The sequence below is a fragment of the Symbiobacterium ostreiconchae genome (genome assembly GCF_055396975.1).
In genome coordinates, this window is sequence record NZ_AP042454.1 from 2,677,181 (window position 1) to 2,703,775 (window position 26,595).

Below are 26,595 nucleotides of genomic sequence, written 5' to 3' on the forward strand. Positions count from 1 at the left end.
CAGCCGGGCCGGTCGCAGCGATGCGCACCGGCCCTTTGGTGTGTGGTATAATGAAACCATGTTATCCAACCTTTGGAGATTCGGAGGGGTCGAGTGTGGCGCAGCGACGGTCGGCCGGGAAAGCGGGCAAGGAGAACCCCGGTGGGACGGGCCTCCACCAGGAGGTCCGCGGCCTGCTGCTCACCGCCACGGGGGCGTGGTTCCTGCTTTCGCTGGCCGGCAAGGGAGGAGGGGCGCTGGGCGACCTGCTCAGCCTCGGCCTCAGGGCCCTGGCGGGCGAGCTGGGCGCCTGGGTGCTATCGACCCTGCTGGTCTGGGTCGGGCTCTACCTGATCTATCTGCGCTACCACCGACGTCCGTTTCAGTGGGGGCGGCAGGCCTGGGGGTTCGTGCTGCTCCTGCTGGCCTTTGAACTGGTCGTCCAGCTGGTGACGCAGGGCCACGTGCCGGGCGGCGGCGACCTGGAGAACGCCCGGCGGGGCCTGGGCGGCGGGCTGGTCGGGCTCGCGCTGGCCGTTCCGCTCACGCGCGCGTTTGGCGAGGCGGGGCGCTGGGTGTTCGTGGCCACGGCGGCCTTGATCGGGCTGGTGCTCAACACGGGCCTCTCGCTGGGCGCGGTGCTGGAGTGGCTGAAAGCCCGCTTCGTCGCCGGCGCCCGCGGCGCGCGGGAGGTGGCGGACGACTTCGTGGAACTGGTCAAACCGCAGCCGGGGGAGGCAGAGGCGCTGGCGGAAGAAAAGCCCCGCCGCAGGCGGCTGGCGGCGAGCGAGGAGCTGAACACGATCGGCGACCTGAAGCAGGAGCCTGGTGAAGCGGCCGAAGGGCATCTGGCCGGGGCGGCGCACGGCGCGCCCCTGATCCGGCAGGCCGACGAGGGCGTGAGGGTGCCGGAACCGCCGGGGATCGCTTCCGGGGATGCGGACGGCGGGGCGGGAGCCGCCGTGCCCGGCCCCGCCGCGGCCGCCGGGGGCCCAGCCGGTGCAGCCGGGACCGCCGGGAAGGGTTCGGGGGCCGGCCCGGCCGCCGGCCGCGATGCCGCCGCGGGAGCAGCGGTCCAGGCCGTGCCGCTGGTGGAGGGCGAGAAGGGCCAGCTGGCCATCGACCCCGACCGGCTGGGCCAGTCGTACCAGCTCCCGCCTGTCTCGCTGCTGTCGAAACCGCAGCACAAGGGGCAGCAGAGCCATCAGGACCACCTGGCCCGGGCGCAGCTGCTGGAGCGCACCCTGGCCTCGTTCGGCGTGGAAGCCCGGGTGATTGAGATCAGCCCCGGCCCTTCGGTGACCCGGTACGAACTGCAGCCGGGTCCCGGCGTGCGCGTGAACAAGTTCACCTCGCTGGCCGACGATCTGGCCCTCGCGCTGGCGGCGGAAGAGATCCGCATCGAGGCGCCGATCCCGGGCAAGTCCGCCGTCGGGATCGAGGTGCCCAACAAGGTGCGGCTCCCCGTCCACCTGCGGGAGGTGATGGAGACGCCCGCGTGGCTGAACGCGACGGCCAAGCTCTCGGTCGCCTTCGGCAAGGACCAGGCGGGCAACCCGGTCGTCGGGGACCTGGCCAAGATGCCCCACCTCCTGATCGCCGGCTCCACCGGATCCGGCAAGTCGGTCTGCATGAACACCATCATCTGCTCCCTGCTGTTCAAGGCACGGCCCGATGAGGTCAAGATGATGATGATCGACCCGAAGATGGTCGAGTTGTCCATCTACAACGGCATTCCGCACCTCATGGCGCCGGTGATCACCGATGCGAAGCAGGCCGCCGGCTACCTGAAGGGCGCCGTCAAGGAGATGGAGAGCCGGTACGAGCTCTTCGCCGCGCTGGGCGTGCGCAACATCACGCAGTACAACCAGCTGGTGCGCGACGATCCCGGCCCCGATCCCGACCACCCGCGGCAGCCGATGCCCTACGTCGTCATCTTCGTGGACGAGCTGGCCGACCTCATGATGGTCGCGCCCGTCGACGTGGAGGACAGCATCTGCCGGCTCGCACAGATGGCCCGGGCCTGCGGCATCCACCTGGTCATCGCCACCCAGTCGCCGCGGGTCGACGTCATCACCGGCCTGATCAAGGCCAACATCCCGTCGCGCATCGCCTTCGCCGTGTCGTCCCAGGTGGACTCCCGGGTGATTCTCGACTACGCCGGTGCGGAGCGGCTGCTGGGCAAGGGCGACATGCTGTACCACCCGGCCGGGCACTCGAAGGCCATCCGGGTGCAGGGGGCCTTCATCCACGAGCGGGAGATCGATCAGATCGTCAAGTTTGTGAAGGCCCAGGGGCAGCCCACCTACACGGCCAGGGAAGTGGAGGTGGAGGTCACCTCCCGCCGCGGCCACGGATCGGGCGACCGGGAGCCGACCTCTGCCCTGGAGGAGGCGTTCCCCGAAGCGTGCCGCATCGTGGTGGAGCACGGCCAGGCGTCGGTCTCGCTGCTGCAGCGGCGCCTGCGGTGCAACTACACGAAGGCCGCCCGGCTGATCGATATGATGGAGGAGCGGGGTTTCATCGGCCCGCACCAGGGGTCGAAGCCCCGGGAGGTGTTCCTGACCATGCCCCAGTGGCAGGAGCTGTTCGGCGACACCGGGGCGCGCCAGGAAGTGGCCTCGACGGGGGAGGAGTAAGGAGCAATGTACGGGGCCGGTGGCCCCGGCGGACCCGCTGCCGCCCAGGCTGCCGGGGGACGGCTTCACGCCGTTGCCCGGCAGCCTGGCTGTGCGTTGGAGATGATCCGCCTGCGCGGCCAACCCGTGTCCGGGAACGGACAGCCTGAACCCCAGGCGTTGACGCCGCCGCCGGCCCTGGCTACATTGGAGGGCGACTTGTGCCAAGGTTCAGGCGAGGAGTTGAAGCCCAGTGGCCTTCCGCGACCTCCACGAGTTTATCGCCGCGTGTGAACGGCGGGGCTGGCTGAAGCGCATCAAGGCGCCGGTGAGCCCCTACCTGGAGATCGCCGAGATCACCGACCGGGTGTCGAAGATGCCCGGCGGCGGCCCGGCGCTGCTGTTCGAGAACGTCGAGGGCTCGCAGTTCCCAGTGCTGACCAACACCCTGGGCTCCATGGAGCGCATCTGCCTGGCGCTGGGTGTGAACCACCTGGACGAGATCGGCGACCGCATCCGCGAGCTCATGAAACTGCCGGGCCCGGGCGGGGGCCTGTTCGACAAGCTGGGCCAGGGGCTGAAGCTGCTGGACGTGGCGAAGGCCACCGCGCCCCGCATGGTCAGCCGCGCGCCCTGCCAGGAGGTGGTGCTGACCGGCGACGACGTCGACCTCTACAAGCTGCCGGTTCTCACCACCTGGCCCAAGGACGGCGGGCCGTTCATCACCCTGACCAACGTGATCACCCGCGACCCCGTGACCGGCGGCCGCAACATCGGCATGTACCGGATGCAGGTCTACGACAGGCGCACCACCGGGATGCACTGGCACAAGCACAAGGACGGCCAGCGCCACTTCGATGCGTACCGGGGCACCCGCATGCCTGTGGCCGTCGCGCTGGGCGGCGATCCGGCCACGATCTACAGCGGGAGCGCGCCGCTGCCTCCGGTGATCCCGGAGCTGATGTTCGCCGGGTTCCTCCGGGGCGAGCCGGTGGAGCTGGTCAAGTGCAAGACCATCGACCTCGAAGTCCCGGCCCACGCCGATTTCATCCTGGAGGGTTACGTGGACACGTCGGAGCCCCTGCGTCCGGAGGGGCCCTTTGGCGACCATACCGGCTTCTACAGCCCGGTGGATCCCTATCCCGTCTTCCACGTGACCGCCATCACCCACCGGCGGGACGCCATCTACCCGGCCACGGTGGTGGGCAAGCCGCCGCAGGAGGACGCCTACCTGGGCAAGGCCACCGAGCGCATCTTCCTGCCGCTGCTGCAGATCTTCATGCCCGAGATCATCGACTACAACATGCCGGTGGAGGGCACGTTCCACAACTGCGTGCTGGTCAAGATCAAGAAGCGGTACCCGGGCCACGCCCGCAAGGTCGTGCACGGCCTCTGGGGCCTGGGACTGATGATGCTGGCCAAGTGCATCGTCGTGGTGGACGAGCACATCGACCTCAACAACTACAGCGAAGTCTTCTGGTACGTATCGGGCAACATTGACCCCAAGCGGGACATCTTCTTCGCCGAGGGCCCCGTGGACGACCTGGACCATGCCGCGCCCGTCTGGCGGTACGGCTCCAAGATGGGCATCGACGCCACCCGCAAGTGGCCCGAGGAGGGGCACCCCCGCCCCTGGCCCGAGGAGATCGAGATGGCGCCTGAGATCAAGGAGCGGGTCACCGCCCGCTGGAAGGAGTACGGCTTCTAGCCGCGGGGAGGGGCGGCGCACATGGTGGTATCCAGCCTGAAGAAGGTCAGGACGTTCGCTGAGCTGGTCAAGTTCGAGCACACTGTGCTGAACCTGCCCTTTGCCTATCTCGGGGCCTTCCTGGCGGCGGACGGGTGGCCGTCGTGGCGGCAGCTGTTCTGGATCACGGTGGCCATGATCGGGGCCCGCACGGCCGCGATGGGCATGAACCGCCTCTTCGACGCGGAGATCGACCGGAAGACGCCGCGCACGGCCATGCGCCACATCCCGGCCGGGAAGATCGGGCGGGGTGAGGTGTGGGCTTACGTGGCCGTCGCGCTGGTTCTGCTCCTGGTGGCGGCGGTCAACCTGCACCCTCTGGCCATGAAGCTGTTCCCGCTGGCCGTGCTCACGTTCACCATCTACCCGTTCACCAAGCGGTTCACCTGGCTATGCCATCTGTGGCTCGGCCTGAGCGTCTCATGGGGGGCGTTCGGGGCCTACGTGGCGGTGCGCGGCGCCGTGGGAACCGAGATCCTGATCCTGGTCGCGCTGATCACCCTCTGGAACGCCGGCTTCGACATCATCTACGGCACGCAGGACATGGAGGCGGACCGCACCAACGGGGTGCACTCCATTCCGGCCCGCTTCGGGCTCGCCCCGGCGCTGCGGATCGCCCGGGCGCTGCACTTCGGGGTGGTGATCCTGGCCGGAGCGCTGGGCGCGGCGATGGGGCTGCTGCCCGCGCCGCTGTGGTCGCCTTCGGCGTGGCCGGCGGCCACCTGGATCTACCTGGCCGCCTGGGCCCTGGTGGCCGGGCTGCTGCACTACGAGCACAGCATCATCTCTCCGAAGGACATGAGCCGGGTCGACACGGCGTTCTTCAACGTCAACGGGTACCTCAGCGTCGCATTCTCGCTCCTGGCCATCGCCGCCGTCCTTCTCGGATAGATGGCAAGAAGAAGCGTCCCCGCCCAAACGGGCGGGGACGCTCCTTCTGTCAGCTAGTGCGCCGTCTGTTCGAACCAGCGGACGCCGCTCCGCCGCAGCGCCGCAACGAGGCCGAGCGCGACCACGCCGTCCATGCAGTGGTGGATGGCCGTGCCGATCAGGGTGGTCAGGGCCATGGCCAGGTTGCCGCCCAGGAGCCAGACCACCGCCATCTCGAACACGGCGTGGACGGGAAGGGCGATCAGCAGCACCAGCCAGAGCGGCAGGCCCCGGTTCCAGGCGATGTTGCCCACCCAGGCAAACAGGGCGTGCGACAGTGCCCGGGCGCCGATGGCGGGTCCGACGAAGACCGTGAAGCCCAGCGCTGACCCCAGCCCGACGCCGACGGCGGCGAACGGCCCCATGAGCATCGCCAGCATGCTGGGCACGTGCGACATCAGCGTGGCGGTGAAGAAGGGCGGAATCGTGATCCGCAGGAACGTGAACACGATGGGGATCATCAGCGCCAGAGCGGTCAGAATGCCGGTGGCAGCAAGGTCCCCAATTCCAATACGGCGCCGCATGCGATCCCATCCTTTCGGTGATGCGCCCGACAACTTCTTATGAACATACTATTTAGCACTGTTCCGTGACCGTGTCAAATGGGTTCGTGCCGGGATGGGACCCCCCACCCGCCGGTCGCATAGTATCTAAGCGACACCCGAGAGGAGGGGACTGAGTGTGTCCTACATGGTCCAGCCCGGCGACACGCTCTGGGCCATCGCCAGCCGCTTCGGCATCAGCCTGCCCCAGCTCCTCGCCGCCAATCCGCAGCTGCAGAACCCGAACCTGATCTACGTGGGCCAGCGGCTGACGGTGCCGGGCGCGGGCCAGTACGTCGTCCAGCCGGGAGATACCTTCTACCGCATCGCGCAGCGGCACCGCGTCAGCGTCGAGGCGCTGGCGGCCGCCAACCCCCAGGTCGAGGACCCGAACATCATCTGGCCCGGGATGGTGCTCTACATCCCCCCGCGGCCTCCGCAGCAGTACATCGTGCAGCCCGGGGATACGCTCTGGGCCATCGCTCAGGCCTTCGGCACCACGGTGGCGGCGCTGATGCAGGCGAACCCGGGCATCGACCCCTACCGGCTGCGCATCGGGCAGCGGCTGGTCATCCCGGCGGTGAACAGCGGGCAGGCGATCGTCGTGCCCAGGGAGGACTACGGCTACGACGAGATGATGGCCGACCTGGAGCGGCTCCGGCAGCGCTACCCCTTCATCGGGGTCAGCAGCATTGGCCGCAGCGTGCTGGGCAGGGAGATCCCGGTGGTGCGGCTGGGCACGGGGCCGAAGGAGGTCCACTACAACGCGGCGATCCACGGCGAGGAATGGATCACCGCGGTGCTGATGATGAAGTTCATCGAGGTCTACGCCCGCGCCCGGGAGCGGGGGGAGCGCATCGGGAACTTCGACGTGCCCGCGCTGTGGGAGCAGACCTCCCTCTACATTGTGCCCATGGTCAACCCCGACGGCGTGGAGATCTCCCTGGAAGGGGTCAGCCGCGACAACCCGTACTACGACCTGCTGATCCAGGCCAACGGCGGCTCCACCAACTTCCGCACGTGGGCGGCCAACGCCCGCGGCGTGGATCTGAACAACCAGTTTCCCGCGGACTGGGAGCGGGAAGCGGCCCGGGGGCCGCGCAGCCCGGCCCCCCGCAACTACTCGGGCACAGGGCCCCTGACCGAGCCCGAGGCGATCGCGCTGGCCGAGTTCACCCGCGCCCACGACTTCCGGCTGGTCATCGCCTGGCACAGCCAGGGCGAGGAGATCTACTGGGGCTATGAGGGGCTGGAGCCGCCGGAGTCGGAGCAGATCGTTCACCTGTTCGCGGACATCTCGGGCTACCGGCCGGTGCGCTATCTGCAGAGCTGGGCCGGGTACAAGGACTGGTTCATCCAGGACTGGCGGCGCCCGGGCTTCACCATCGAGGTCGGGCGCGGGGTGAATCCCCTGCCCATGACCCAGTTCTGGCCCATCTGGAGCCGTACCATCGGCGTCATGCTGGCGGGGCTGGCGGTGTGAGCCGCCAGCCCTGTTCCGCCCAAGAGCCCTGCCACAGAGCCGCCCTCTCCCGGCAGTGACCGGGAGAGGGCGGAGATGCCGATTCGGGACCGGACCCCGGAACCGCGGGCTACCCCGGCCGGGTGAGCGAATCCATGTACTCGTACACCGCCTCGGCGATCCGGGCGATGGCCTCCTCGGCCTGCGCCTCCGTCATCCCCTTCGTGAACACCGAAATGGCGAAGGAACGGTCGGGGGCGTAGACGAGGCCGATGTCGTGGAACTCGTCTTCGCGGCTGCCGACCTTGGTGGCCGCCACCGCGGACTCCGGCAGGTAGCGGGGGATGCGCCGGCGGAACACCGCCTCTTCCATCCAGCGCAGGAGCATGCGGGTCGACGCCGGTGAGAGACCGGAGCGGCCGGTATCCAGGGCGATGAGCACCTGGTTCATCCCGTAGGGGGTGACGGGCGTCTCCAGCGGGTCGTAAGCCGGGGCGACGCCCAGCGAGAGCATGTAGTTCCGGATGGTTCCGCTGCCGATGAACCGCTCCAGCATGTTGCGGGCGATGTTGTCCGAGACGGTGATCATCAGCTCCAGCAGCCGCCGGATGGGCACCTCGTCGCCGGGGCGGATCGTCGCCTGCAGAATGCCGGTGCCCGCCTGGTAGTCCTCAGGCCGGTAGGCGATGGTCTCGTCCAGGCTGAGCCTTCCCCGGTCCGCCAGCCAGAGGACGGCCATGGCGATGGGGACCTTGATGGTGCTCGCGGCGTAGAACTCCGTCATCGGGTTGACGCCGGCCGAACGGCCGGTCATCAGGTCGGTCACGTGGACGCCGATCGTGCCGGGCAGGTCGCTGACCATCCGCTGCAGGATGGCGGTCAGCTCCTCCGGCCGGAACGGTTTGAGTCGCGGCATGGGCTCCATCCCTCCGTCCGCCAGGTCGCGTCACAGGAGTATACGCCGGCGGCCCGGGATGATGGCGCCTATTCCAGGGTGAAATCGGACTCGTCGGTGATCAGATGGGCCCAGGTGGGGCCGGGGGCCAGGAGCGGCAGCTCCCCGCCCTCCGCCGGGTAGAGCACGAACCCGCCGGGTTCCAGCCGCCACGTGCCTTCGTACCGGTGGCCGGCCACCAGCACCGTCGCCGGGCCGCCGTCCCAGAGGTAGAGGGTCCAGCCGAGGTCCACGCCCCGGTTGACGCCGCCCACCTCCAGGAAGAGCAGGTTCACCGCGGTGAGGGGCGCTCCGTCCTCGCCCAGGTGGCGGACGCCGTCGGTGTAGCGCACGTAGCGGCCGTCCTCCCACACCCAGCGGGCCTGGTTCAGCCGGTGCCAGTAGATGTCCACCGCCGTGGTCCCGCCGACGGCGGGGACGGCCTCGGCGCGCGCCGTGGTGGGCACGGGCGTCATCTGGATGCCGCGGTCGACGATCGCCTGCCCGAGCAGATCGGTGCCGGTGTAGAGGTTGTGCGGGGGCTCCCGGTCGGCGGTGCGGAAGAAGTAGCCCCCTGCGGTGTAGATCTCATCCAGGTTGCGGGGGCCCCACGCGGCCCTGAGCATGGCCAGGGCTTCGACGCTGCCGCCGGAGTGGGCGAAGGGCGTGTTGTAGGCGTCGGCCATGTCGACGAACCCCTGGCGGGCGCTGCGGACGGGGCCGATCTTTCCTGCCGGTGCGGACCAGTACAGGGTGAAGAACCGCGTGATCTCGGCTTCGGTCAGGGTCTCGACCACCAGGTCGGCCTCGGCCAGCCCGGCCTGGGGCCGTGCGCTGGGCGAGTTCTCGACCACGACGGACACCGGCCCCGCCCAGAGGGCATCGGCTGACGGTGCGAGCAGCCAGACGGGTTCGGTGGTCAGCGGGGGCGACGCGAGCGTCGGTTCCGGATCCGGTTCGTTCGGCGGCCCGGGCTCCGGGGGGGCGGAATCAGGGGGCGCCGGCGGCTGTTCTGTGGATTCCGGCGGTGTCGGCGCCGCAGGCTCCGACGCCCGTCCGGCGCAGCCGGCGAGCAGCAGCAGAAGCAGCAGGATGGGCAGGCTCCGTTTCACTGTGAATCACCCCGTGGGGTGATTCAATGCCGCCTGCCCATTCCCCTGCGTGCAGTCACTTCCATATGGCGGTCAGATTCGGGGATCGTAGGAGCCGATCAGCACCTGCGGGGCCGGATGGCCGGTGGACGTGGCGACGGAGCGGTCTTCGGCGGTGATCAGGATGGTGTCGCTGCGGTTCAGTGGCAGACCGTCGGCCTCGAACCGGAAGTTCTCGCCCCAGACCCGCTCGCAGTAGCCGACCGGCGTGCGCATGTGGGTCTTCTGATTGATCAGCCAGACGCGGTACGCGTTGAACGGACGTCCGCTCTTCTGGTCCCGCCCCAGCGCGGTCGGGCTGGGCAGCCCCCGCAGGGCGAGCGTGAGGTGGCCGCGGCGCAGGTTGAGCGTGGCGGTCCCGGTTGCCCGCGGCGTCATCGGGTGGCGCTGCACCAGCTGGACCTGCACCGACAGGGGATTGACGTGGCGCGGGACAGGCTGCGGCGCGGCCGCACCGGCAGCCGGCGCCTGCGCGTCCGCTTCCTGCCCCGGGCCGCCGGGGCTGGGTTCGCCGGACTCCGCCGCCGGGGGCTCCGCCTCCGTCTGGGCGGCGGGCGCTCCGCCCCCGGCTGCGCGGTCCGCCGGCGGGGCCTGCCCGGGTGCGGCGCCGCCTTCTGGCTGGCCGGCCGGGGCGGCGGGGGAGCCACCGGCGGCGGAGGCGCCGGGCGCGTCCTGCGGCGGCAGGACGGCCACACCCGTTGCCGCCTGGTTAGCCGGATCGGGCGCGGTGAACCCGGCGGACGGGGCCGCGGCGGACCCCGCGAAGTCGCCGGTGAATGGGCTTACCGAACCGGTGCTGCCCGCGCCGCCTGCGGGCCCGTCGGCAGGTCCGGCGAAGCTGCCGGCAGGCTGACCGGGCAGTTGGCTGGCTGGCGGGCCGAAGGGCGTGAACGGCGCGGCCGCTCCCGGCTGCAGGGCGGGGGACGGCGCGTCGAGCCAGATCAGTTTCCCCTCCAGCACGGCGATGGCCCCGGCCCGGCTGCCGCCGAAAGGCTCCACCGTGACCCGCACCTGCTCCGCCCGCCCGGGCTGGACCTGCGACGCGGCGACGACCCGGGTGGCGCTCCCCCGGCCGTCGGGCCCCAGGTTGAACGCGCCCAGGCTCACCACGCCTGCCGGACCCACCAGCCAGCCCTCGTAGTAGAACCCACCGCTGCCCGAGCGGTCGGTCAGGGTCTGTCCATTCTCCACGTGCAGCGTCACCCGGCTGAACCCCGAGTCGGAGGTGATGAGGCAGAACCCTTCCATCGGCTTGCCGTCGTGGTAGCGGTGGGACCGGGCCGGTCTCAGTTCCGTCAGCCTGGCGACGGCCAGGCCAGGCGGCTGAATGACTGCCATGCGACTCCCTCCCGTGCACTCACTTCCAAGAGACCTTATGCGGACCGGCCCCCGGTCATGTGATGTGACGTTTTTCTGCCGACAGCGCATATTTTGTCACATGCGGCAGGAATCCGTTGCGGAGAGTGCGAATAAGCGAACAGTAAACACAAGGCCAACGGTTCTGTCGCCACCACTGCGTGGGGGAAAGGAAGGGGCGGTGGGATGAGCCTGAACTTCGACCTGAGCCAGGAACAGCAGATGATCCGCAACCTGGCGCGCGAGTTCGCCGAGGGCGAGGTCGCCCCCGGCGCGGCGGAACGGGACAAGACCGGCAGGTTCCCGGTCGAGCTGGTGCGCAAGATGGGCGAGCTGGGGCTGATGGGCATCCCCTTCCCGGAGAAGTACGGGGGGACGGGCGGGGATACGGTGGCCTATGCCCTGGCGGTGGAGGAGATCAGCCGGGTGGACGGGTCGCTGGGCATCACCCTGGCGGCGCACTGCTCCATCGGCATGGGGCCGGTCTACTACTTCGGCACCGAGGAACAGAAGGAGCGCTGGCTGCCGGGGGCGGCCCGGGGCGAGTACCTGGCCTCCTTCGGCCTGACCGAGCCCGGCGCCGGGTCCGACTCGGCCGCCACCAAGACCACGGCGGTCCGGGACGGCAACGGGTGGGTGCTGAACGGCGCCAAGATCTTCATCACCAACGCCAACTACTGCGGCTACATCGTGTGCACCGCCGTCACCCAGCCCGGGCAGGGGCACCGGGGGATCAGCGCCTTCATCGTGCCCAACCCGACCCCGGGGTTCACCATCGGGCCGGCGTACGACAAGATGGGCCTGCGCTCGTCCGACACGCGGCCGCTGTTCTTCGAGAACGTGCGGCTGCCGGCCGACGCCCTGCTGGGCCGTGAGGGGGAGGGCTTCCGGCAGTTCATGGTGACGCTGGACGGCGGGCGGATCTCCATCGGCGCGATGGCGGTGGGCATCGCCCAGGCGGCTTTCGACGCGGCCCTGGCCTACGCCCGGCAGCGGGTGCAGTTCGGCCAGTCCATCTCCAGGTTCCAGGCCATCCAGTTCAAGCTGGCGGACATGGCGATGGAGATCGAGCTGGCCCGGAACATGGTGCTGAAGGCGGCCTGGCTGAAGGACCAGGGGCGCCCGTTCACCAAGGAGGCGGCGATGGCGAAGCTCTTCGCCTCCGAGACGGCGGTGCGGGCCGCGAACCAGGCAATCCAGATCCACGGCGGCGCGGGCTACATGGAGGATCTGCCGGTCTCCCGCTTCTGGCGGGACGCGAAGCTGACCGAGATCGGCGAGGGCACCAGCGAGATCCAGCGGCTGGTGATCGCCCGGCAAGTGGGGTGTTAGGGCGTGGCGTCTGGCGGCTGGGCGAGCGGGTCTCCCGGCTGGAGGCGGCCGTGCGGGAGCGGCTCGGCCTGCCCGAGGCGACCCGTACCGGGCGACGACATCCGGCTACGAGGCGGAGCAGCGCCGAATCCGGCGCGGATGGCGCAGCACGCAAGACAGGCAAAGGAGGAGGAAAAGCAGTGATCAGGGCGAGCATGGCGGGGACGGTCTGGAAGGTGCTGGTGAAGCCGGGCGATGCGGTGAGCCCCGGCCAGGACGTGGTGATCCTCGAGTCGATGAAGATGGAGATCCCTATCACCGCCGAGGTGGGCGGCACCGTGACGGCGGTGAAGGTGGGCGAGGGCGACTTCGTCAACGAGGGCGACGTGGTGGTCGAGCTCGGCTGAGGGGAGGGGAAGCCTTTGCGCACCGTTCGCATCGGCGCCGGGCAGGGGTTCTACGGCGATTCGCTCCTGCCGGTGCTGGACGTGGCCCGCTACGGCGACGTGAAGTACATCAGCTTCGACACGCTGGCTGAGCTGACGCTGGCCATCCTGGAGAAGGGGCGGCGCAAGGACCCCACCGCGGGCTACACCCGCGACGTGGTCCCCATGATGCGCAACCTCCTGCCCATCGCGAAGGAGAGGGGCATCCGGCTGATCACCAACGCCGGCGGCATCAACCCCCGGGGCGCAGCCCGGGCGGTGGCCGACGTCGCCCGGGAGCTGGGGCTCCGGCTGAAGGTGGCCTGCGTCACGGGCGACGATATCTACGACCGGCTGGACGAGCTGGCGGCGCAGGGGGTCACCTTCGCAGACAGGGAGACGGGTCAGGCCCTGGGGGACATCCGGGACCGGGTGCTCTTCGCCTCGGTCTACCTGGGGGCGCAGGTGGTGGCCGACGCCCTGGCCACCGGGGCAGACGTGGTGATCACCGGCCGCACCACCGACACCGCCCAGTTCCTGGGGCCGCTGATCCACGAGTTCGGCTGGGCCCGGGACGACTGGGACCGGCTGGCCCAGGGGATCGTCCTCGGCCACCTGATGGAGTGCTCCGGCCAGGTGAGCGGCGGCAACTACCAGGTGGGCTGGGAGGACATCCCCGATCTGCACCGCATCGGCTTCCCCGTCGCCGAGGTCAGCGAGGACGGGTCCTTCGTGCTCACCAAGCCGCCGGGCACCGGCGGCCGGGTGGACCTGAAGAGCGTGAAGGAGCAATTCCTCTACGAGATCCACGACCCCACCACCTATATCACCCCGGATGTGATCTGCGACCTGACCACCACGCGGATCGAGCAGGTGGGCGAGAACCGTGTCCGGGTGAGCGGCACCAAGGGCCGGCCGGCGCCGCCGACGCTCAAGGCCCTGCTGGGGTACGCGGACGGCTGGATGGGGGAAGGCTACATCTCGTTCAGTTGGCCGAAGGCCTACAGCAAGGCCAAGCGGGCGGCGCAGATTATCCGGGCCCGGCTGGAGATGCAGGGGGTCCGGCCCGAGGAGATCCACGAGGAGTACATCGGCATCAACTCCCTGTGGGGCGCCCTCGCCCCCGAGCCGGCGGACGAGGACCAGGTCAACGAGGTGCGGCTGCGCATCGCCATCCGCACCCGGAACAAGAAGGACTGCGAGATCCTGGCCCGGGAGTTCCCGCCGCTGCTCCTCTCCGGCCCGCCCACGGCCTCTGCCGTCGCGGGCACGCCGCAGCCCCGGGAGCTGATGGGTCTGTGGTCGACCCTCATCCCGCGGGAGCTGATCGAACCCTATGTACAGATCCAGGTGGAGGAGGTGTAGCCGGTGGCCAGGCGGATCCGGCTGATCGACATCTGCCACGCCCGCTCGGGCGACAAGGGCGACGCCTCGGACATTTCCCTGTTCGCCAACGACGACGCGGCCTGGGAGATCATCCGCAAGCACGTCACCAAGGAACGGGTGGCCGAGTACTTCCGGCCGGTTGCCACCGGCCCGGTCGAGCGGTGGGAGGTGCCCAACGTCCAGGCGTTGAAATTCGTGGTACACGGCGCACTGGGCGGCGGCGCTCCCCGGTCGCTGCGCAGCGACAACCTGGGCAAGACCTTCGCCGCCGCCCTGCTGCGCATGGAGATCACGGTAGAGGAGTAACTCTTTGTGGCACTTCCGCAGATCGACGCGGCACGGGCCAGGGCTTTCGTCCTGGCCCACGGGAACGCTGTGGATGCAGCACGCCTGGAGGGGATCCTGGGCAGGGAGCAGCCGGACCGCGCAGTGGTGAGGGCGCTGGAGGGGATGCAGAACCCCGACGGCGGCTTCCCGGCCGGCGCCGCGGCCGGTTTCGGGCTGGCCGCCCCCGGCGAGTCCTCCGTGGCGGCGACCTGCGCCGTCCTGTCCTGGCTGCGGGACATCCCGCCCCTGGCCGGGTCGCCGATGGCCGGGCGGGCCGTCTCCTTCCTGCGCCGGTCCCAGCAGGTGGACGGGTCATGGCTGGAGTCCGGGGCAGCCCCGGACCGGCCGGCGCAGGCGATCCTCACGGCGCGGGCGGCGTACACGCTGCTGGTGATGGAGTCCGACCACCCCGATCCCATCGTGCGCGGCGCCAGATGGCTGCGGACCGCGCTGGACGGGGACCTGGACCGGGCGGACAGCCCGGCGCTCGTCCTCGCGGCGGCGCTGTGGGGCCGGCTCCCGGAGACCGGCCCGGGCGGACAGCCGGCGGATGCGGTGTACGCGCACCTGCGGGGCCGGGTGCTGTCGGCGGCCGACCTGGGCCTGTGGCTTGCCACCTTCGTCGAACTGGGGCTGGCGGCGCGCCACCTGGGCCTGGCGGTGGAGCTGCTGCAGCACCTCTCCGGTCTGCAGGAGCCCGACGGCGGCTGGCCGGCCCCGCCAGGTGACGGGGATGGCGGCCGGGTGGAGGTCACCCTGGGCGCGCTGCGGGCCTTCCGGGGGTTCGGGCTGACGCCGCGGCGGCCCGTCGGCCGTGAGGAGGAGGGGTGAGGATGGAGAAAGTGCGTTTGACCCGGGAAGGGGCAATCGTATGGCTGGCCCTCCACAACCCCGGGCGGCACAACGCGCTCTCCCGGCAGGTCGTGCAGGATCTGCAGGCGGCAGCCCATCAGCTCGCGGCGGATCCCTCCGTGCGGGCGGTGATCGTGCACGGCGGGGAGGCGAAGTCCTTCTGCAGCGGCGCCGACCTGAAGGAGCGGCAGGGGATGGACGAGCCGGCGGTGCTGGAGACGGTGCACGCCCTGCGCTCGGCCGTGAACAGCGTCGCCCAGCTGCCGATGCCGGTCATCGCCGCCATCCACGGCATGGCCTTCGGCGGCGGGCTGGAGCTGGCGCTCGCCTGCGACATCCGGCTGGCTGCGGACGACGCCCAGATGGGCCTCACCGAGGTGGGCTGGGGCATCATCCCCGGCGCCGGCGGCTGCGCACGGCTGCCCGCGCTGGTCGGGCCGGCGCGGGCCAAAGAGCTGATCTTCACCGCCCGGCGCCTGCGCGCGGACGAAGCCCTGGCGCTCGGCCTGGTGAACCGGGTGGTCCCGCGGGCCGAGCTGCTGGAGGCCGCCCGGGCCCTGGCGGAGGAGATCGCCAGGCAGGCGCCGCTGGCCGTGCGGGCCGCCAAGCGGGCCATCGACGCCGGCCCCGGCCTGGCGGCGGCCCTGGCCGCCGAGTGGCAGGAGTACCGGTCGATTGTGCCGACCCGGGACCGGCTGGAGGGGCTGCGGGCCTTTGCTGAACGGCGCCCACCGGCGTTCCGGGGTGAATGAGAGCGCTGCACAAGCGGAGGGAGAACGTTGCTGCTGAACGACGTCGCCTTGATGGAGCACCGGATCACGCTGCTGGGCGCGCTGGGCGGACTGCTGGCCCACGCGGGGCGCCGGCTGGAACCCGCCTACCTCGCCGGCGTCACCGGTCACGCCTTCCGGCTGACGCTGGACCTGGTGGTGTCGCCTTCGGCCCCGCACACCCTGAACTTCCACGAGGTCATCCCGCTCTGGGAGCGGCTGGGGGTCTGGTTCAAGCGGGTGGCCGCCCGCCCGTCCGACCCGGACTACGCGGACGTGCGCGCGGAGGTGATCGGGCGGGTAGCGCGGGCCGTGGAGGGCGGGCGGCCGGCGATCGTCTACGATCTGCTCGCGTCCGAGGAGTACGGCCTGGTGGTGGGGGTCGACGGGGACCGGTGGGCCTGCCTGACCCCGGAAGCGCCGGATGTGCCCCGGTGGATGGACGTGGCGGACTGGCCGCCCGCGGCCCATGCGGCGTTCACCCGGGCCGAGGTGATCACGCTGCTGGACATGCGTCCGGATTTCGACCGGCGGGCGGCGGAGGTCGCCTCGCTCCGGTTCGCCGTCGACCACTTCTGGGCGCCGCCGGCGCGCGACCTGTGGCTGCAGCACGGGCGGCAGGCCTACCGGTTCTGGCGGACGACGCTGGCCACGACCAGCCTGCCGCTGCACGGGCCCGAACCTGGCCGGGGCCACAGCTACAACCTCCGTGTGCTGCACGCGGCCCGCACGGATGCCGCCGCGTACCTGGCGGAGCTGGCCGGCCGGTATCCGGAGGCGGCGTCGCTGGGCCGGGCGGCGGAGGCCTACCGGCGCGCGGCCGGGGCCCTGGGGGAGGCGGAGGCGCTCGTGCCCTACCCCGGGGAGGCGCTGGCGGAGCGGCGCGTCGAGGTGGCCGGCTGCCTGGATCGCGCCCTGGCCGCGGAGACGGAGGGGATCGAGGCCATCGAGCGGGCCCTGCGGGCGCTGCGCTAGCCCGGCAGGATCCCGAACCGGGCGCCGGCGGGCACACAGCAGAATCGGCAGAGGGGGAGAGGGCGATGAGCCTGGATGCGGAGCTGAGGGCGCGGGAGGCGCGGATCAAGCAGGGAGGCGCACCCAAGTACCACGAGCAGGCCAAGGCCCGGGGCAAGCTGTTCGCCCGGGAGCGGATCCGGCTGCTTCTGGACGAGGGTTCCTTCGTGGAGGACGGCCTGTTCGCGAACTGCATGGCCGAGGACCTGCCGGCAGACGGCGTCATCACCGGTCTGGGGCGGATCGACGGCCGTCCGGTGGCGGTCATGGCCAACGACTCCACCGTCAAGGCGGGATCGTGGGGGGCCCGCACGGTGGAGAAGATCCTGCGGATCCAGGAGACGGCCGAGCGCCTGCGGATTCCGATCTTCTACCTGGTGGATTCTGCGGGCGCGCGCATCACCGACCAGGTGGAGATGTTCCCGGGCCGCCGGCACGCCGGCCGCATCTTCTACAACGAGGTGCGGCTGAGCGGGCTGGTGCCGCAGATCTGCCTGCTGTTCGGCCCCAGCGCGGCCGGCGGCGCGTACATTCCGGCCTTCTGCGACGTGGTCTTCATGGTGAAGGGCAACGCCTCCATGTACCTGGGTTCGCCCCGCATGGCCGAGATGGTGATCGGCGAGAAGGTGACGCTGGAGGAGATGGGCGGCGCGGAGATGCACACCGCGGTCTCCGGCTGCGGCGACGTGCTCTGCGAGACGGAGGAGGAGGCCATCCAGCTCGCCCGCCGCTACCTCAGCTACTTCCCGCAGCGCACGGGCGAGCGGCCGGCCGCGGCGGCGCCGGCGGACCCGAAGCCCGGGCGTTCGCTGGAGGAGATCGTCCCGGTCAACCAGAACGCCGCCTTCGACATGTACGAGCTGATCGACCGGATCATCGACGAGGGCTCCTGGTTTGAGATCAAGAAGCGTTTCGCCCCTGAGCTGATCACGGGCTTCGCCCGCATCGGCGGCCGCGTCGTGGGGATCGTGGCCAACCAGCCCCGGGTGAAGGGCGGCGTGCTCTTCGTCGACTCGGCCGACAAGGCCGCCCGGTTCATCTGGCTCTGCGACGCGTTCGAGATCCCGCTGCTGTTCCTGGCAGACGTGCCCGGGTTCATGATCGGGACGAAGGTGGAGCGGCAGGGCATCATCCGGCACGGGGCCAAGTTCATCGCCGCGGTCAGCGAGGCGTCGGTGCCGAAGATCTGCCTGGTGGTGCGCAAGGCCTACGGCGCCGGTCTCTACGCCATGGCCGGGCCCGCCTTTGAGCCGGACTGCACTCTGGCCTTGCCGACGGCGTCCATCGCGGTCATGGGGCCGGAGGCCGCGGTCAACGCCGTTTACGCCAATAAGATCGCCGAACTGCCGCCCGAGGAGCGGCCGACCTACGTGGCCAGGCTGCGGGCGGAGTACCAGCGGGACATCGACATCTACCGGCTGGCGTCGGAGCTGATCGTCGACGCGATCGTCCCCTTCGAGCGGATCCGGGAGGAACTGCTGGCCCGGTTCGCCTTCTACGAGACCCGACAGCAGAACTGGCCGGCCAAGAAGCGGCCGGTGACGCCGGTATAGGCGCTGGCGTCGGTGCAGGAGCTGACGGGGTGTCGGCGCTGACGCCGGAGCAGGTGTCGAAGGCCGTGCAGGAGCCGACGGCCGTGCAGGCGATGAAGCCGGTGCAGGCGGCGAGCGCCGTGCAGGCGCCGGGCGCGGAGGTGGTGCGCGGATCGCGCACCACTTTTCTCGTGCCCGGGAAAGGCCAGCCGGGGGGGGGCGCAGGGGCCGGAGAAACGGCGGCCGGGCCTGAAGCGTCTATCTGGCGGAGGCATATGCACAGAGAGGGGTTGCCCGCCGATGAGAAAGAGAAGCATCTGGATCGCGCTCCTGTTGGTCCTGGCCCTGACCCTCAGCGGATGCGGCGCAGCACAGAACGATGCGTCCCGGTCCGGCGGCAGCCCGGGTGGGCGGGGCGCCGCGGGCGTCGCGCCCAGCGCTCCGGCGGCGGAGAGCCCGGCACCGTCTCCCGGCGAGGGATCCGGCGCAGCCGACAGCGGCAGCCTTACCGGCGGAACCGTTGCGCCCGCGCTGGACCGGAAGATCATCCAGAACGCTGAGGTCGAGCTCAGCGTCAAGGACGTGGATGAGGCGCTCGGGGCCATTCGCGACGCCCTGGAGAGGGCGGGCGGGTACGTCCAGGACAACCAGATGTCGGGGACCCGCGAACAGGGCCGCCGCGTGACGATGCGGGTGCGGGTGCCGGCCGGCGCCTACGGCTCGCTGCTGGATCTGCTGCGCAGTCTGGGCGAGGTGCACAGCCTGCACCAGTGGACCAACGATGTCACGGAGGAGTACCTGGACCTGGAGGCGCGCATCGAGACCGCGGAGGCGCACCTGGCCCAGCTGAACAAGCTGTACGAGCGCAGCGGCTCGGTCACGGAGATGATCGAGCTGGAGCGGGAGATCGCCCGGGTGACCGCCGACCTGGAGTCGCTGAAGGGCCGCTACAACTTCCTCGCCAACCAGGTGGCCTTCAGCACCATCTCCATCAGCCTGTACGAGCCCGGTGTGCCCGCACCGTCGCGGAGCCCCCAGACCCTGGGTGAGCGCATGCGCGACGCCTTCCTCTTCTCGTGGAACGCCACCATCGCCGCGGCCCAGGAGCTGCTGATCTGGCTCGTGGCGCTGATCCCCGGTCTGCTCTTCCTGGTCCTCCTGGGCGGCATCATCGCCCTGCTGATCTGGCTCATCGTGCGGGCAGCCCAGGGCCGGCGCAGGCCGCCGGGCGCGGGAGCCGGGGGCGCGCAGAGCGGACCCGGCCCGGGCAGAACCTCGGGCCCGGCGCAGGACGGAGACGGCCCGGGCGGACCGGAGGCTCAGCCCGGCGGCGAGTGAACCGACGCGCACCGGCGACCGCCTCGTGCAGGCGGTCGCCGGTGCGTGAGGCCGAGCCTACGAACCTTCCAGGCTGTTCACGATGATGACCGGCGTGCCCAGCTCTACCCGGTCGTAGAGCTGCTCCACCTCGCCATTGCTCATGACCACCGATCCCTCGGAGTTCCACCGGCCCAGCGCCTCGGGGGCGTTGGTGCCGTGGATGGCCCAGAGCTGTCCGCCGTCGCCCTCGAACACGCTGAAGCCGATCCAGCGTGTGCCCAGGGGGTTGGCGGGGTCCAGGGCGTCGATGCCCTCCTTATAATACGGCACTCCCGGCGCCATGTGGATGACCGTGAACCGGCCGGTGGGGGTCAGCCGGTTTTCCTCCCAGTTGAGGGCGGACGGGGCCGGGCCGTCGATGTGGCTTCCGGTGGAGACCCGGGCGGTCTGGACCAGCTCGCCGTCCTCGTAATACCAGAGCACGTTCAGCCCCTTGTCCACGAGGATCACCGTGGGTTCGGGCGGGGTGAGGGGCGCCAGCGCCGCGTAGTAGTCGGCGGGCACCAATCCGTGGTCGGGGTCGGGCTGCCAGGCCCGGAAGAAGGGCTCGCCGCCCCGGGCTTCCAGGGCGGGCTCCCCGCCCACGGAGACCGCCGCGGGGTCGCCCCCGCCGGGCAGCGTGCCGCGCCAGACCACCACGCCCTGCGCACGGGGAAGGTCTGTCACTTCGACGGTCCCTTCGGGCACGGTGACCGTCTGCCCCAGCAGCGCGGCATCCTTGCCGGATTCCGTGTAGAGCGCCAGCTGCATCCGGCCGGCCTCGCTGGGCGAGACCGCGACCCGCTCGGGGACGCCGTCGCCGGTGAGATCTGGTACCGTGAGCACCTGGGCGGGCGTGAACGGCAGGATGTCGGGGTGCGCGTCGCCCGGTTCGGTCGCGGCGGGGGCGTCCGCCGGGGGCGCCACCGCCTGGCGAATGCGGATGACGGCCCACCGCACGCCGAAGCCCAGCCCCACGAGCAGTCCGGCCAGCGTCAGCAGCGCCACGGCCCGCCTGCGGGCGTAGCGCCTGCGCCGGGCCTCCCGCCGGCGCCACTCGCGCCGGGCCGAACGCCGCCGTTCCGGTTCGTGCAGGTGGGACATGGGCATCCCTCCTCCGCGACTCCATATGTTGTCTTGATTATAACCTATCTTCTAGTTTTGACTCCATTCATTTGCAGGACGCGGCAAATTCCCGGGCGGACGGATCGGCGGCTGCCGGGTCTGGCTGTGTGAACGACCGGCGCGGGAGGCACACTGCAGGAAGAACCGCATCGCTGTCGAAGCAGGAGGAAACCTGCCGGCAAGACCTGGCAGCGAATTGGGGGTCCGGTTTTGATTCGCATCGTCACCGACAGCAGCGCAGGAATCCCGCCAGACCTGTGCGAGGCGCTGTCCATCACGGTGGTCCCCGTGCCCGTCCACTTCGGATCGACGGTCTTCACCGGCGGCGTGGAGGAGGCCGGCCGGTTCTACGAGCTGCTGTCGTCTGAGCCGCCGCCCACCACCTCGACGCCGTCCCCTGCCGAGTTCGAGGAGCTCTACCGCAGCCTCAGCCGCGGCGGTGAGCCGGTGCTGTCGATTCACATCATGGAGACCAAATCGGGGCTGATCAACGCGGCACGCATGGCGGCCGCGGCCCTGCCCGCCGGTGCGGTGACGGTGGTGGACTCGGGCTCCACATCGATGGGCATGGGCCTGCAGGTGCTGGCGGCCGCGCGGGCCGCTAGGCAGGGTGCGACCCTGACGGAGCTCCGGCAGATGGTGGCGCGGCTGAGGGAGAGGGCCGCGCTGTTCGCAGCGATCCCGCAGCTGACCCAGCTTCGCCGGTCCGGCCGGGTATCGCTGAGCCAGTCGCTGGTGGCCGGCCTGCTGGCCATCAAGCCGGTGCTCTACGTCGGGCAGTCCCGGATCGACGTGGTGCGCACCGTGCGGGGCTGGCGCCAGGCGGTGGAGCAGATGGTGGCCCTCGCCGAGGCAGGGGCAGGCGGGCGGGAAGTGCACCTGGCCGTGGTACACACCAACGCCGAGGCGGCGGCGCACAGCCTGCTGCAGGAGATCGGCGGCCGGTTCCGCTGCGCAGAGGCGCTGGTGGCCGAGGCCGGGCCGGCCCTGGCGGCGCACGCGGGCGAAGGCGCGCTGGGCATCGCCACGCTGACGCTGGAGTGAGGGGTCCACAGGGGGCGTGGCTGCCGTGCGTTCCCAAATCATTTTCCAGATCTGCGTCACGCGTGGTATCATCAGGAGTGACGTTGATGCCATGCAGGAGGAACAGCTGTCATGAAATGGGTAACCGTTCGTGAGCTGCCGCAGTACGAAGGCCAGACGGTGGAGCTGCGCGGCTGGGTGCAGAACTACCGGAGTTCGGGCAAGATCCAGTTCATCATCTTCCGCGACGGGACGGGCGTCTGTCAGGCGGTGCTGTTCATCCGGGACGTGCCGCCCGAGATCTTCGAGGCCGGCAAGCGGCTGACGCAGGAGTCCTCGATCGTCATCCGGGGGACCGTGCGCAAGGACGAGCGCGCGCCCGGCGGGTACGAGATCGGCGTGCAGGACCTGCAGATTGTGCAGATCGCCGAGGAGTATCCCATCACCAAGAAGGAGCACGGGACGGAGTTCCTGATGGACCACCGGCACCTCTGGGTGCGCTCCTCCCGCCAGGTGGCGATCCTGCGCATCCGCAACGAGATCACCATGGCGATCCACCAGTTCCTGCAGGACAACGGCTTCGTCCTGACCGAGTCGCCCATCCTGATGGGCACGGCGGCCGAGGGCGGCGCGAACCTGTTTGAGACGACGTACGTCAATGATGAGCCGGCCTACCTCAGCCAGTCGGGCCAGCTTCACGTCGAGGCGACCGCCATGGCGCTGGGCCGGGTCTACACCTTCGGTCCCACCTTCCGGGCCGAGAAGTCCAAGACCCGCCGCCACCTGATCGAGTTCTGGATGGTGGAGCCGGAGGCCGCCTACTTCACCCACGAGGACAACCTGAAGCTGCAGGAGGAGATGGTCAGCTACGTCGTCAAGCGGGTGCTGGAGCGCCGGGCTTCGGAGCTGAAGACCCTGGGCCGCGACACCGCACTGCTGGAGAAGGTGGAGCCTCCCTTCCCGCGGATCACGTACACCGAGGCCGTGGAGATGCTGAAGAAGCTGCACCGGCCCGGGGATGACTGGGAGCCCATCGAGTGGGGCGAGGACTTCGGCGCCCCCCATGAGACGGTGCTCACGCAGCAGTTTGAGAAGCCGGTCTTCGTCGAGAAGTTCCCGGTGAAGGTCAAGGCTTTCTACATGCAGCCTGACCCCGAGAACCCCGAGGTCGTCCTGGGCGCGGACCTGCTGGCTCCCGAGGGCTACGGCGAGATCATCGGCGGCTCCGAGCGCATTCACGACCCGGAGCTGCTGAAGCGCCGCTTCGAGGAGCACGGCCTGGACATGGAGACCTACGGCTGGTACTACGACCTGCGCCGGTTCGGCTCGGTCCCGCACTCCGGTTTCGGCCTGGGCGTTGAGCGGACCGTGGCCTGGATCTGCGGCCTCGACCACGTGCGCGAGACCATCCCCTTCCCGCGCCTGCTGAACCGCCTGCATCCGTAAGCGGAGCCGCGCGGCCGGCCGGAGACAGAAAGGAGGGCCCCGATGGCCAAGCGAGCGCTTTTTGTGATCGACACCCAGGTCGATTTCAACGACGAGCAGGGCAGTCTGACCAGCTTCGGGCGGTCGGACCCGAAGATGCAGCGCATCGCCGACCTCATCGCCGAGGTGCACGGCGCGGGCGGGCTGGTGGTGGCTACGGTGGATACCCACCCGCCGCTGCACCACCCCGAACACCTGGTGACCTACCGGCGCATGCTGCAGGAGACGCTGGGGCAGGACCGCTTCGAAGCCTACATGGACAGAGCCTACGAGGCCTATCGGGAGGAGCTGAAGATCTACCCGCCCCACTGCGAGTACGGCACGCCGGGGTGGCAGCCCACGGCCGTCATCGCGGCGGCGTTTGAGCGGCTGGGCGACGACCTGATCCTGATCCAGAAGCCCACCTACCGCCTGGTGGACGGCTGCGTCATGAAGGGCCCCGCGGCGCTGGTGGGCCGCACGGGGGCCGAGGTGCTCGAGTACCTGAAGGAACAGGGGGTGGAGGAGGCCATCGTCACCGGCCTCATCACCCCGGTGTGCGTGCTGGCGGCGACGGAGTCCGCGGTGGCGGCGGGCTTCCGCGTCACGGTCGACGAGCGGTTCGTCGACTCCTACGACGAGGAGAGCCACCGCCAGGGGCTGGAGCGGATCGCCGCGGCCGGCGGGGTTGTCGTGCCGGAGCCGTGATCCTTCCGCCTGGCGCTCCTATTCACAAAGCTGTGACAGGGCGGGAGGGATTTCGCCCGTTGCTGGAGAAGATGGGTGCAACTGGAGTCAGAGAATACCACCCGGGGTCGTCTCCGCACGGGAGGTTGATGATATGGAGGAGATCGGCCGGCGCCTGAAGGCGGCCCGGTTGGCCAAGGGGATCACGCTGGAGGAAGTGGAAGAGGAGACCCGCATCCGCAAGAAGTACCTGGAAGCGCTGGAGACGGGGCGGACGGTCCTCATTCCCGGGGAGGTCTACGTGAAGGGCTTTCTCCGGAGCTACGGCAACTTCCTCGGCCTGGACGGCGATGCCCTGGTTGAGGAGTACAAGGCGCGCAAGGCCCGGCCGGCCGCGGAGGATGCTCCCTCCGACGGCCGGGCGGCCGAAGGTTCCGGCGCCGAGCCGGAAGCCGCCGTCGCTGCCGCCCGTCCCCACGCCGAGCCCCGCCAGCCGGCCTTCGTATCGCTGCCCCGCCGGTCCGGTCGGAGCCGTTCCAAACGCCGCCGCGGCGGACCGGGGCCCGGTGTGTACTTCGTCCGGCGCCTGATGGTGGCCCTGATCCTCATCCTGCCCGTTGCGGCCGCCGGCTACTGGCTCTGGGGCCGGCAGGCCGCCGCCCCGCCCTCGCCGCCCGATCCGGCCGCGCAGGAGCCCGGGTCCGCCGTGACGGACCCGGAACCTGAGCCGGACCCGCAGCCTGACCCGGAGCCGGACGCGAAACCCGGGCCGGCGTCCGAACCGCCGCAGCCCCCGGCGCTTCAGGTGAACATGACGGGGCCGCTGGGCCCGAGAAACCAGACGTACCTGTTCACCGTCTCCGCGAGCCCGATCAAGGTCCGGCTGGAGGGTTTCACCGGGCCGCCCGTCTGGATGGCCTGGACGGTGGACGGTGCGACGGTCTATGACGGGAAACCGACGGAGCCCGTCGAGTTCGAAGGCCGCGAGATCGAGATCAACATCGGTCACCTGCAGGGCGTCGATCTGGTGATCAACGGTGAGCCCTTCGATCCCGGGCTGGAAGGCGGCCCGTACATTCTGCAGTTCCGCACGGAAACGCAAGACTAAATGGCACCATGTGCAGATCCGGCCTGCGCGGCCGGATCTTTCGCGTCGCCGGGGCAGCGACTGGCGAGAACGGTGAACGGAAGGATGCGCGGATAGCGGCGGCGCCGACTTCCCATAATACCCCGTGGAGGTGTTGCGTCGTGAAGCGCATGCTGCGGGCCGTCGCGGCGCTGCTTCAGCTGATGTGCTGGGGCGCACAGGCCGCAGCGGCCCCCGTGCCGCTCGCACAGTCGGCCATGGCCCGGGTCCCGCTGGTGGAGCACTACCGCGACGTGGTGGAGGCGCCGCCTCAGCTCTGGGCCCACGGCGCCATCCTGATGGACGCCGCCACCGGCGAGGTGCTCTGGGAACACAACGCGCACGCGCGGCTGCATCCCGCCAGCACGACGAAGGTGCTGACGGGCCTGATCGCCCTGGAACGGGGCGACCTGGACGCCAAGGTGACCATCTCGCGCCGGGCGGCGCATACGCCGGGCAGCTCCATGTACCTGCGGGAGGGCGAGGTGCATACCCTCCACGACCTGGTGTACGGGCTGCTGCTCCGTTCAGGCAACGACGCCGCGGTGGCCATCGCCGAGGCCATCGCCGGATCGGTGGAGGATTTCGCCGTGCTGATGAACGACCGGGCCCGGCAGCTCGGCGCCAGGAACAGCCACTTCGTCAACCCCCACGGGCTCACCCACCCCGACCATCTCAGCACCGCCTACGATCTGGCCGTCATCACCCGGGCGGCCCTGCAGAACCCGCTGTTCGCCCAGATCGTGGCGACCCCCGAGAAGGAACTGACCTACGAGGAGCTGGGACGCAAGGTGGTCCTCTACAACACCAACCGGCTCCTGCGGGGCGGCCTGCCCGGCGCAGACGGGGTGAAGACTGGCACCACGGGGGCAGCCGGCCCCTGCCTGATCGCCAGCGCCACCCGCGACGAGCAGAAGCTGATCTCGGTGGTGCTGAATGCCTCCAACCGGTGGCGGGAGTCGGCGACCCTGCTGGAATGGGGGTTCCGGAACTTCGCCCTGGCGAGGCTCGGCCGGGCGGACGAGGTGGTGCTGCACCTGCCGGTGCGGGGCGGCAAGCGGCGGGCCGTGCCGGTGGCCTTCCGCGAGGACCTGGCCGTGGTGGTGCCCCGGAAGACGGGCGCGGTGCCGAAGGTGGAGGTGGAACTGCAGGGTTCGCTGCGGGCGCCGCTGCAGCAAGGGCAGGTGGTCGGACGGGCGTGGGTCAGTACGCCGGGGGAGGGCCGGCGGCGGGTGGAACTGGTGGCCGCCGAGCCGATGCCGCGGGCGACCTGGGTGGACCGGCTTTATCAGGGGCTCGTCGCGCTGGTTGACTTGGAGGGACGATTGAACTTGAATGTTATTGGGCATTAACGGTAAGATGGATCATGTACGCGATGGTTCAGGAATGTGTGTGTTCCGGTCGGATGGCGAGCCCCTGCGGTCACGGCGGGCGCCACGCCCGTTTTTTACTTGGGAACGGATTCACATAGCGGA

At 70.2% G+C, this 26,595-nt stretch carries 23 protein-coding genes; 18 read left to right on the forward strand and 5 right to left on the reverse strand.

The window, feature by feature from the left end; translation table 11 throughout:
• Window positions 1-95: 95 nt before the first annotated feature.
• From ACZ5UM_RS12975 to ACZ5UM_RS12985, 3 genes are all read left to right on the forward strand, one after another.
• Window positions 96-2,618 carry an FtsK/SpoIIIE family DNA translocase gene (locus ACZ5UM_RS12975; protein ID WP_464844696.1) on the forward strand — a complete coding sequence of 841 codons (2,523 nt, stop codon included), beginning with the start codon at window positions 96-98 and terminating at the stop codon, window positions 2,616-2,618.
• A gap of 232 nt (window positions 2,619-2,850) precedes the next feature.
• The gene (locus tag ACZ5UM_RS12980) at window positions 2,851-4,305 is read left to right on the forward strand and encodes a menaquinone biosynthesis decarboxylase (RefSeq protein WP_464844698.1); all 1,455 of its coding nucleotides are present in this window, start codon (window positions 2,851-2,853) and stop codon (window positions 4,303-4,305) included.
• 21 nt (window positions 4,306-4,326) lie between these two features.
• Window positions 4,327-5,235: a UbiA-like polyprenyltransferase gene (locus ACZ5UM_RS12985; RefSeq protein ID WP_464844700.1), complete on the forward strand. Its 909-nt coding sequence runs from the start codon at window positions 4,327-4,329 to the stop codon at window positions 5,233-5,235.
• 53 nt (window positions 5,236-5,288) lie between these two features.
• Here ACZ5UM_RS12985 and ACZ5UM_RS12990 read toward each other — a convergent pair whose 3' ends face one another.
• Complete coding sequence (locus ACZ5UM_RS12990) at window positions 5,289-5,798, reverse strand: hypothetical protein (protein ID WP_464844701.1); 510 nt, start codon at window positions 5,796-5,798, stop codon at window positions 5,289-5,291.
• 166 nt (window positions 5,799-5,964) lie between these two features.
• Here ACZ5UM_RS12990 and ACZ5UM_RS12995 point away from each other — a divergent pair, with 166 nt between their 5' ends.
• Entirely contained in the window at window positions 5,965-7,299 is a 1,335-nt protein-coding gene (locus ACZ5UM_RS12995; protein WP_464848377.1) for a LysM peptidoglycan-binding domain-containing protein, read from the forward strand.
• A gap of 109 nt (window positions 7,300-7,408) precedes the next feature.
• On the opposite strand, the gene ACZ5UM_RS13000 is transcribed toward ACZ5UM_RS12995, so the two are convergent.
• The 3 genes from ACZ5UM_RS13000 to ACZ5UM_RS13010 all read right to left on the reverse strand — a co-directional run bounded on the left by ACZ5UM_RS13000 (window position 7,409) and on the right by ACZ5UM_RS13010 (window position 10,701).
• Complete coding sequence (locus ACZ5UM_RS13000; RefSeq protein ID WP_464844703.1) at window positions 7,409-8,194, reverse strand: serine hydrolase; 786 nt, start codon at window positions 8,192-8,194, stop codon at window positions 7,409-7,411.
• A 68-nt stretch (window positions 8,195-8,262) separates the two neighbouring features.
• On the reverse strand, window positions 8,263-9,324 hold the full coding sequence (locus ACZ5UM_RS13005; RefSeq protein WP_464844704.1) for a DUF3048 domain-containing protein: 1,062 nt from the start codon (window positions 9,322-9,324) through the stop codon (window positions 8,263-8,265).
• A gap of 72 nt (window positions 9,325-9,396) precedes the next feature.
• Window positions 9,397-10,701, reverse strand: a complete 1,305-nt coding sequence (locus ACZ5UM_RS13010) for a hypothetical protein (RefSeq protein ID WP_464844706.1) — start codon at window positions 10,699-10,701, stop codon at window positions 9,397-9,399.
• A gap of 204 nt (window positions 10,702-10,905) precedes the next feature.
• Here ACZ5UM_RS13010 and ACZ5UM_RS13015 point away from each other — a divergent pair, with 204 nt between their 5' ends.
• The 9 genes from ACZ5UM_RS13015 (at window position 10,906) to ACZ5UM_RS13055 (ending at window position 19,674) form a co-directional block, all read left to right on the forward strand.
• Complete coding sequence (locus ACZ5UM_RS13015) at window positions 10,906-12,051, forward strand: acyl-CoA dehydrogenase family protein (RefSeq protein WP_464844707.1); 1,146 nt, start codon at window positions 10,906-10,908, stop codon at window positions 12,049-12,051.
• A gap of 179 nt (window positions 12,052-12,230) precedes the next feature.
• Window positions 12,231-12,437, forward strand: coding sequence for an acetyl-CoA carboxylase biotin carboxyl carrier protein subunit (locus ACZ5UM_RS13020; protein WP_464844709.1), 207 nt, complete (start codon window positions 12,231-12,233; stop codon window positions 12,435-12,437).
• A gap of 15 nt (window positions 12,438-12,452) precedes the next feature.
• Window positions 12,453-13,820, forward strand: a complete 1,368-nt coding sequence (locus ACZ5UM_RS13025; protein ID WP_464844710.1) for an acyclic terpene utilization AtuA family protein — start codon at window positions 12,453-12,455, stop codon at window positions 13,818-13,820.
• A 3-nt stretch (window positions 13,821-13,823) separates the two neighbouring features.
• Window positions 13,824-14,147 (forward strand): AtuA-related protein, encoded by a 324-nt coding sequence (locus ACZ5UM_RS13030; protein ID WP_464844711.1) that lies wholly within the window; start codon window positions 13,824-13,826, stop codon window positions 14,145-14,147.
• Window positions 14,148-14,153: 6 nt separating this feature from the next.
• The gene (locus ACZ5UM_RS13035) at window positions 14,154-14,999 is read left to right on the forward strand and encodes a hypothetical protein (protein WP_464844713.1); all 846 of its coding nucleotides are present in this window, start codon (window positions 14,154-14,156) and stop codon (window positions 14,997-14,999) included.
• A 2-nt stretch (window positions 15,000-15,001) separates the two neighbouring features.
• Window positions 15,002-15,772: an enoyl-CoA hydratase-related protein gene (locus ACZ5UM_RS13040; RefSeq protein ID WP_464844715.1), complete on the forward strand. Its 771-nt coding sequence runs from the start codon at window positions 15,002-15,004 to the stop codon at window positions 15,770-15,772.
• A gap of 27 nt (window positions 15,773-15,799) precedes the next feature.
• Window positions 15,800-16,765, forward strand: a complete 966-nt coding sequence (locus ACZ5UM_RS13045; RefSeq protein WP_464844716.1) for a hypothetical protein — start codon at window positions 15,800-15,802, stop codon at window positions 16,763-16,765.
• Between the two features lie 65 nt (window positions 16,766-16,830).
• The gene (locus ACZ5UM_RS13050; RefSeq protein ID WP_464844718.1) at window positions 16,831-18,357 is read left to right on the forward strand and encodes an acyl-CoA carboxylase subunit beta; all 1,527 of its coding nucleotides are present in this window, start codon (window positions 16,831-16,833) and stop codon (window positions 18,355-18,357) included.
• Between the two features lie 279 nt (window positions 18,358-18,636).
• Complete coding sequence (locus ACZ5UM_RS13055) at window positions 18,637-19,674, forward strand: DUF4349 domain-containing protein (protein ID WP_464844719.1); 1,038 nt, start codon at window positions 18,637-18,639, stop codon at window positions 19,672-19,674.
• A gap of 57 nt (window positions 19,675-19,731) precedes the next feature.
• Here ACZ5UM_RS13055 and ACZ5UM_RS13060 read toward each other — a convergent pair whose 3' ends face one another.
• A complete protein-coding gene (locus ACZ5UM_RS13060) occupies window positions 19,732-20,799 on the reverse strand; it encodes a L,D-transpeptidase (protein ID WP_464844721.1) in 1,068 nt (355 codons plus the stop codon).
• A 231-nt stretch (window positions 20,800-21,030) separates the two neighbouring features.
• Here ACZ5UM_RS13060 and ACZ5UM_RS13065 point away from each other — a divergent pair, with 231 nt between their 5' ends.
• From ACZ5UM_RS13065 to ACZ5UM_RS13085, 5 genes are all read left to right on the forward strand, one after another.
• A complete protein-coding gene (locus ACZ5UM_RS13065) occupies window positions 21,031-21,864 on the forward strand; it encodes a DegV family protein (protein ID WP_464844723.1) in 834 nt (277 codons plus the stop codon).
• 111 nt (window positions 21,865-21,975) lie between these two features.
• Window positions 21,976-23,289, forward strand: coding sequence for an asparagine--tRNA ligase (gene asnS / locus ACZ5UM_RS13070; RefSeq protein WP_464844724.1), 1,314 nt, complete (start codon window positions 21,976-21,978; stop codon window positions 23,287-23,289).
• A gap of 42 nt (window positions 23,290-23,331) precedes the next feature.
• Window positions 23,332-24,015: a cysteine hydrolase family protein gene (locus tag ACZ5UM_RS13075; protein ID WP_464844726.1), complete on the forward strand. Its 684-nt coding sequence runs from the start codon at window positions 23,332-23,334 to the stop codon at window positions 24,013-24,015.
• 133 nt (window positions 24,016-24,148) lie between these two features.
• A complete protein-coding gene (locus ACZ5UM_RS13080) occupies window positions 24,149-25,102 on the forward strand; it encodes a helix-turn-helix domain-containing protein (protein WP_464844727.1) in 954 nt (317 codons plus the stop codon).
• 149 nt (window positions 25,103-25,251) lie between these two features.
• The gene (locus ACZ5UM_RS13085) at window positions 25,252-26,472 is read left to right on the forward strand and encodes a D-alanyl-D-alanine carboxypeptidase family protein (RefSeq protein ID WP_464848378.1); all 1,221 of its coding nucleotides are present in this window, start codon (window positions 25,252-25,254) and stop codon (window positions 26,470-26,472) included.
• Window positions 26,473-26,595 lie beyond the last annotated feature (123 nt).